This is a genomic window from Pararcticibacter amylolyticus (assembly GCF_003130405.1).
In the GTDB taxonomy this organism is placed as follows: Bacteria; Bacteroidota; Bacteroidia; order Sphingobacteriales; family Sphingobacteriaceae; genus Arcticibacter; species Arcticibacter amylolyticus.
On record NZ_QEAS01000006.1, the window covers coordinates 39979 to 47928 of the forward strand.

General features: G+C 45.0%; 6 protein-coding genes and 1 tRNA gene. 4 read left to right on the forward strand and 3 right to left on the reverse strand.

Annotation, left to right across the window (positions count from 1 at the left end):
• Nucleotides 1–43 precede the first annotated feature (43 nt).
• The 3 genes from DDR33_RS08360 to DDR33_RS08370 all read right to left on the reverse strand — a co-directional run bounded on the left by DDR33_RS08360 (nucleotide 44) and on the right by DDR33_RS08370 (nucleotide 1534).
• Complete coding sequence (locus DDR33_RS08360) at nucleotides 44–697, reverse strand: hypothetical protein (RefSeq protein WP_109415330.1); 654 nt, start codon at nucleotides 695–697, stop codon at nucleotides 44–46.
• 91 nt (nucleotides 698–788) lie between these two features.
• A complete protein-coding gene (locus tag DDR33_RS08365; protein ID WP_109415331.1) occupies nucleotides 789–1328 on the reverse strand; it encodes an RNA polymerase sigma-70 factor in 540 nt (179 codons plus the stop codon).
• 131 nt (nucleotides 1329–1459) lie between these two features.
• Nucleotides 1460–1534: transfer RNA gene (locus DDR33_RS08370), tRNA-Glu, on the reverse strand.
• 137 nt (nucleotides 1535–1671) lie between these two features.
• On the opposite strand from DDR33_RS08370, the gene DDR33_RS08375 reads away from it, so the two are divergent.
• The 4 genes from DDR33_RS08375 to DDR33_RS08390 form a co-directional block, all read left to right on the forward strand.
• Nucleotides 1672–2253 (forward strand): RNA polymerase sigma factor, encoded by a 582-nt coding sequence (locus tag DDR33_RS08375; RefSeq protein WP_146198731.1) that lies wholly within the window; start codon nucleotides 1672–1674, stop codon nucleotides 2251–2253.
• Between the two features lie 79 nt (nucleotides 2254–2332).
• The gene (locus tag DDR33_RS08380) at nucleotides 2333–3424 is read left to right on the forward strand and encodes a FecR family protein (RefSeq protein ID WP_109415333.1); all 1092 of its coding nucleotides are present in this window, start codon (nucleotides 2333–2335) and stop codon (nucleotides 3422–3424) included.
• A gap of 85 nt (nucleotides 3425–3509) precedes the next feature.
• A complete protein-coding gene (locus DDR33_RS08385; protein WP_238387718.1) occupies nucleotides 3510–6884 on the forward strand; it encodes a SusC/RagA family TonB-linked outer membrane protein in 3375 nt (1124 codons plus the stop codon).
• A 10-nt stretch (nucleotides 6885–6894) separates the two neighbouring features.
• Nucleotides 6895–7950 (forward strand): RagB/SusD family nutrient uptake outer membrane protein (locus DDR33_RS08390; RefSeq protein ID WP_238387719.1); only part of this gene is annotated, 1056 nt, incomplete at its 3' end.

Genomic DNA, 7950 nt, shown 5'->3' on the forward strand with positions numbered 1-7950 from the left:
AGCGATAATTGCAGGAAAGAAATTTTTAGGTTGGCTGATCATGTTATATACCGAACTGCTTTATTAACGAATTGCGTAACAAAGGAGGTAGTTCGAAAAGCAAGTCTTCATTCATAACCAATAATTCGGTATGGTGATTATTTTTCAAATCAAGGGCAAAATAAGTGGTTCCACCGGTCACATGCATTTCCCTCTTTAGTTCCTCGTGATTACCACAATAGTTCGAAAAGGACAATTTCATACTTTTCTTAGGCGTGATTTTGATGATACCGCAGAAATCGACCATCTCATTTTCGCGGTCAAATGTCGCCCGGCTTTCGTTGCCGAACTCTATATCGAACAATTCGGTGTTTAAGCCTTTCATTTTCCGGTTTTGGACTACCATACTATCAGGCTCCTTACCGTTCCTGAAAACGAACAGGCTCGTTACCAGCAATACAATAGCAGCTGCCGCTGCCCAATATCTTTTTTTAGGTTTTTTCCTGACTATGGTACTCAAATCAGATGGGCCGGCCATAATAGTATCTGACTGTACCTGCTGCCAAATCTCTTCTTTAACGAGATTCTTATCGGGTAAGTGATCCGGGAAATGAAAATCATCATCATCCTCCAGTAACCATTGTTCTACGGACTTCTGTTCATCGGGGCTGCAAAGACCGTGATGATACCGTTCAAGCAGATCTTTGGATACCTTCATAAAAAAGCGGGAAATGAAAATCGTTTAATGTAACAAACTTAGACAAACTTTCTTTTTTTAACAAGTTCGGTTATTCAGACCCGATCCGCTGCTATAAAGCGTAGTCATTCAAGCTTGATCTCAGTTGCTTCAGCGCGCTGGCCAGATGATAAGCGGCAGTACGCTCTGAAATAAGCAATTCTTCAGCAATCTCCTTCGTACTTAAGCCGCGTTCACGGCTCATACGAAAAACACGCTGATAATTATAAGGAAGAGCATTTACTAAAGATACCAGAGTTTCTGAAAGGCAGCGGTGCATGACCAGATCTTCTGTCACATTCGTTTCACGCCCTGCTTCATCAGCCAGACGTTTTAAATGCGTAGTTCTGATCTGTTTGTTCCGGATATATTCAAATACCTTTAATTTGGCAGAACGCAGGAGATAACGTTCAACAGAATGAGTAAATGTCAGCGTATCTCTTCTTTCCCACACCGACTTAAAAATATCCTGTACTATCTCTTTAGCCACATCGACATCTTCCAAATGTGCATAACAGATTGAAAATACCTTTTCCCAATACTGATTATACAAATCAGTAAACATGGTTTCATCCAATGGCCCTGCCTTTTCTTCTATATCCTGATCGAACATGAAAACAAAAGATTTCGCTGCGAATATAAGACTTTTATAATGATTCTAAATAACAACATCGCTGGCTGCACGGTTGATAATGGCGGTACGCGGGAATAATAAAAAAGCCGCAGGCGGGCACCAGCGGCTTTTGGTAGTCCATAGGGGAATCGAACCCCTGTTTCAAGAATGAAAATCTTGCGTCCTAACCCCTAGACGAATGGACCATTCTATGGTTTAAGTTCTGGCTGCACTGTACGTGCTTCCGCCAAAACCGGCTGCAAAAATACAGGAATATTTTGATTCGGCAATAGAGTTGAATGTTTTTGATAAGAAAACTTTTTATACTACTTTTATTCATGAGATGTCCGTAGAAGAAGAGAACAGAGATTTCTGGAGCAAAATACTGGAAGGGGATAAACAGTCTCTGTTTGATCTGTATAATAATACCTATTTTCACTTGCTGAGGTTTGGGCTGAAAGTATGCGCAGATAACGATCTGGTAGCGGACTGTGTAAACCAGTTATTCTTAAACATCTGGGACAGGCGTGAACGGCTGCAACCGGTGAAGAATGTGAGGGCTTATCTTTTCACTTCCCTCAGACGTAATATCCTGGATCAGCTTTCTTACCAATCCAAAATAGACCTGGCAGTGAGCAACATGCAAGCTGCGGACCAGGAAACAGAGTTGTCATATGAGGAGATCCTGATCAGGGTACAGCATGACGAGGAGGTTAGAAAAAAACTGAATACTGCCTTAAAAAAACTATCCCCAAAACAAATTGAATTCGTAAAGCTGAAGTTCTTCGAGGGTTTAAGCTACGAACAAATTGCTTCTTCTACAACCCAGAGCATAAAAACGTGCTACAACGTCATCCACGATGCCGTCAAAACCCTCAAAAGAGACCTTCTCCCGGAAATAGACAAGAAAAAAAGAGAATTTTAGCCCTATTTTAAAAAAAAGGTATTTTTTCCAGGGAAATTACGGGAAGTTTTCCGTCTGTATAGAAAACACTCACCTCTGGATGGATTACGACAACTACGACATAGAAGACTTTGCGTGTGAACACAGCTTTCAACAGTATTGCAAGGGAGAAGATCCGGAGGCAATAGCATTCTGGGAGAACTGGACGAAAAAAAATCCTGCCCGGCAGGATATCATTGATGCTGCCCGAAAACTGGTCATGATCCTCAACGCAGGCCAGGAAAAACGCGATGATCAGCTGTCCCGGCTTCAAAAAGGCCTGCAACAAAGACAGATTCTTGAAAATAAACTGGATATCAAAAAGCCAGATTCGTACCCTTTCAGAAGAGCAGCGAAATATATCAGCGGTATAGCCGCCACAATCATCATAGCAGCAGGCTTATATTTTCTTCAAGACAAACGCTATCCTAAAGACGAGCAGGTCAGCAGATCTTATAATCAGTCAAAATCATACCGAACAGGAAAATCAGAACGAAAAACGATAGTTCTACCTGATGGAACCTTTATAACCTTAAACCATAACAGTTTCCTTCTTTTGCCGGCCGATTTCGGAAAACAGGTACGTGAAGTTCATTTACGGGGAGAAGGATTCTTTGATGTAAAACAAGACCCTGTTCACCCCTTCCTGGTTCATACGAATACTGTAACCGTAAAAGTTCTGGGTACTACATTTAATCTGAAAGCACATCCTGCGGACGCTGGTATAACTGAGACAACCCTGCTGAAAGGGATAGTGGAGGTGGAGCTGAACCAGGGCCTCCAAAAGAAATACCTGCTCAGGGCGGGCCAAAAAATACGTACTGTTGCGCACGCTGGTAAGTCCGCTATCGCTACCGGCAACATTCAGGCGCAAATCAGCCCGCTTTCAAAAGAAGGGGTCCTGTATAGACCGGCGGAGACGGGCTGGACGAGAAGCAGGATTGAATTATCCAATGAGAAACTTTCTGATATAGCCCTCAAACTCGGGAAATGGTATGGAATCAGGATAGAGTTCGGAGATGAAAACGTTAAGGATCTACGGTACTCAGGCACATTTGAAAGTGAAACTATAGCGGAGGCTCTCGAAGCTTTGCAATTATCCTATCCGTTTAACTTCAAGGCCGAAAATGAAAAAATAATCATCACCCATTAATGACAGGAAGGCTGATCACAGCCACATGATCTGTCAAATAATTCAGAAATCATCATTATCTGTTCAACACAAATCAACCCAATTTATGAGAAAAACTATACTACTGGTACATCCCGGCAGTAATACGTTTGCCAGGCAAATCATTCGGACCATGAAATTAACTTCTTTAATCCTGCTCCTGCTGTGCTTACAGGTCTCAGCGCTAACCTATGCCCAAAACAAGATCAATGTAAATTACCGGGAGATCAGCATGAAGCATCTTCTGAAGGAAATTGAAAAGCAAAGCGGGTACCGGTTTGTGTATAACAATACTATCCTTGCGGAAGACCGCCATATAAGTATTGATGTCAGGGATGCTTCTATTGATGAAGCGATGCAGCAGGCGTTAAAGGGCAGCGGATTGAGTTATACTGTAAAAGGAGACGGGTTGATCGTCATCCATAATAGTGGAGCACTGTCGAAACCGGACCGCGTGATAAGCGGCCGTGTAACGGACAAGCAGGGCTTGCCTCTGCCAGGTGTTTCGGTGAAAATCCCCGGGGCGCTTCGTGGTACCTCGACAAACGCAGACGGCCGTTTCTCTCTGCCGGTTCCTGATGAAACCAGCGTACTTGAGTTCTCATTCGTTGGATTTACTACCCGAACGGTGCCGGTAAAAGGCAGGACAGAAGTCAGCATTTCTCTTAACGAAGACAACCGGACACTGGAAGAAGTCACCGTTACGGGATACACAAACTATTCGCGCTCTCAGTCGGCAAATGCCGCTTCTGTTGTAACAGCAGGCAAAATAGAACAGGTGCCGATGGCATCCATTGACCAGGTGCTCCAGGGAAGAGTTCCCGGCATGACCGTTATGTCGGGGACAGGACAACCCGGAAGCAGCGCAATGGTGACCATACGGGGAGTAGGAAGTATCAATGGCAGTACAGCTCCTTTATATGTTATGGATGGCATTCCGATCGAGCCAGATTATTTTCAAACTATCAATCCTGAAGACGTTGAATCGGTGACTGTTCTGAAAGATGCCTCTGCAAAAGCACTTTATGGATCAAGAGGCTCAAACGGGGTAATCGTCATTACGACCAAAAAAGGCAAGGCCGGAAAAGTAGCGGTTGAATATAAATCGCAGTATGGTTTTTCAGACCTCACCAGACCTCGTTTTACTATGATGAATACCGAACAACGGCTTCGCTTTGAAGAAGAGGTAGGGCTTGAAATGGATGAAGATATCGGTCCTGGATGGGCTTTCTCGCCACAAAACCCGGAAAACGCAAATTTATCGCAGGAAGAGAAAAACCGTAACGCTTCCATCCTCGACAGTATTAGTAAGATCAACACCGACTGGCGGGACATATTTTTCCAGCAGAGTAAATTTATGGAGCAGCAGGTAGCCGTAAGCGGCGGTAATGAGAATGTCCGTTTTTATAACTCACTAAATTACTACAGCCAGGACGGGATTGCCAAGAGAACGGGAATGGACCGCTATGCATTAAGAAGTAATGTTGATTTCAGGTCGGATAAGTTTTCGGGAAATGTAAACCTTTCCCTGGGCTATTCGAATTCCAGTTTCACGGAAGGTGAAGGAACAACAAGGGTCGGCACAGCTATGGCGTCAGTTTATTATGCTCTTCCTTATGAATACCCTTACGCTCCGGATGGCACACTCATTCATCCTGGCAACGAAGATGAATATGATAATATATATGACCTCCGGGAAGGCAGCCAGGGCCTCGAACGCCTCCTGAACTCTTCCAGCAAGACAGATCAGCTGAAGTCTGTCACCGGAATTTCATTAAACTATGAGATACTGCCAGGCTTAAAAGCAAGCACCCGTGCGGGGATCGATTACCGGAACTCCACGGATCAGACTTATATCAATCCCAACTCCTATTATGGATCGAGGGACAATTCTACGACTGTTGGGGGCAAGGGCAGATTCGAAGAAGGTACGAGAAGGAACTTTAACATTATCTCCACGACCGGGCTGACATACAGCAAAAGAGCCGGTGATCTTCATGACTTCGAAGTATCAGGCTTTTTTGAATATGTTCATGACAACTACCGGTCTTTTAATTATACTGCCTTCGGCCTTGACGAAAGGCTACCGGAAACACCAGCAGGGATCTCAAACAATGATCCCAACTTTTTCCCGACTATAGGAGGAGGAAGAACTAAAAGCGCCCTCCTGTCGTATATGGCTACCGGGCGTTATACATACAGCGACAAATACACTCTTACCGGAAGCTACAGGTACGATGGGTCTACTAAAGTAGCGAAGACAAACCGCTGGCATGGGTTTTATTCACTGGGCGGAAACTGGAATATTAAACAGGAAGACTTCCTTAAGGACCTTGCTTTTATTCCATCTCTCAGACTCAGGATAAGCTATGGAACCACGGCCAGCCCTTTCAGCAGCAACTTCCTTTACCTTCCCACTTATGTGACCAGCGGCTCCTATGGAGGATCACAAGCCATAGCCCCCTCACAACCAGGAAATCCCGATTTTGACTGGGAATACGTAGATGAATTTAACGCTGGCTTTGATATCAGCCTGCTGAAGGAAAGCCGTCTCAGGATTACTGCTGATTTTTATAACCGGATCACGCGTAATATGTTCATTGACCAGCCTCTTTCTGCCACATCAGGCTTTGACATCCTGTCGCTCAGCACCGGGAAAATGCGAAACCGTGGTGTCGAATTTGATATCCAGGGGGACATTATAAAGAATAAGGATTTCTCATGGACTGCCGGCGTTAATGCGGCTTACAACAAGAATACGATCCTTCATCTCACAGATATTACCGATGAAGTTCTTGATGGTGACACCCGTATCCTGAAAGTAGGAAAGGCTTACGGATCGTACTACGCTCCCCGCTGGGCTGGTGTAAACCGTGAAACAGGCGAACCTCAGTATTACAATACAGACGGTAGTATTACTTCAGTTTATAATGAAAACACTCAGAGCGTTGCAGAATCGGGCAGTATGTTTCCCCGGCTCACGGGAGGTTTCAGTTCGGGGATCACCTGGAAAAGCTTCAGCGCAAGTGTTTTATTTTCATTTGTCACCAATGTAAAACGCTGGAATAATGAGGACTACTATAACGAGAATATGGATTACATGACCAGTAACCAGTCCATAAGAATGCTTGAGAACAGGTGGAAAAAAGCGGGCGATGATGCGATCCTTCAAAGGATCGACATTCCGCGCGAGTTCACATCCAAGGACATCCAGGATGCTTCTTTTCTCCGGCTCAGAAATGTAAATATCGGGTACTCGCTTCCTGCTGCCACAATAGGAAAGCTGGGGTTCATAAAGAACCTCCGGATCTTTGTGCAGGCACAAAATCTCTTTACCTGGACCAGCTGGAGAGGGCTTGACCCCGAAAACAGCAGTGTTTTCGGCCGTTTTCAGTATCCGGCCGCCAGAACCTATACAGCAGGGCTTAATGTTAACCTTTAAATGTAAGACAATGATCACTAAAGACATAAAAAAATACCTACTGATATTTCCGGTCCTGTTCCTTCTGGCATCGTGTGACAAGCTGGACATTTCACCGTCAGATACCATTGATCCTTCGGCTGCCTTTCGCAATATCAAGGATGTGAACATGGGCATACTCGGCGTCTACGGCTCGCTCGGTTATACACTAACGGGAAATAATGTAACTGTATCCGATGAGGCCGTGATGCCCCAGGAAAACAATGTGACCAATACCAGTGCTTACCGCTGGCTCTATACCCCCGGGAGCGGCTCCGTTACCTCAGCATTTTATGAGTTGTATGTTTCCATCGACCGGGCAAACCGTGTGCTTGCTGCGATCGACCGGATTAAGGTAAAGGACAATGAACTTGAAATAAAAGAACAGTACCGTGGTGAACTGCTTGCTTTAAGGGCATACTGCCATTTTGAACTGCTGAGAGCTTATGCATCAGCGTACCAGGCGGATGCGTTAGGTATCGCTTATATGAAAGCTTCGTCGATCGGCTACCCCGCAAGAGAGTCGTTCGGAGCTGTAATCACCAACATAAAGGACGACCTGATACAAGCAAAACCCCTGATCTCCTCTTCTTTCAGCGACAGAACGAGAATCACAAAGAACGCGGTAAGTGCTATTCAGGCAAGGGTTGCGCTATATGAGAAAAACTGGACCGAGGCTGTCACTTACGCTACTGAAGCCATTCAGGCACAGCCGCTCGCTTCATTAAGTGATTTCCCTGAGATCTGGACGGACGTCAGTGAGCAGGAAGTGATCTGGAAACTAAAAAGAGTTGCCGGAGACACACCGATCGGAGGTTTCTTCTTCCGGCAAAATGGCGGGATCGTTCTTTATGCCCCATCCGGCAAACTAATCAGTTCGCTCGACAAAGACAAGGATATCCGGTACACCTCCTATATCGCATTTGATCCGGACCGGGGTAATGGAAAATCACCATACATGGTAAAAAAATATGCGGGCAGAAGCAATGAAGCTGCCGGGCTTACAGACATTAAACTATTCAGGACAGCTGAAATGTACCTGATAAGG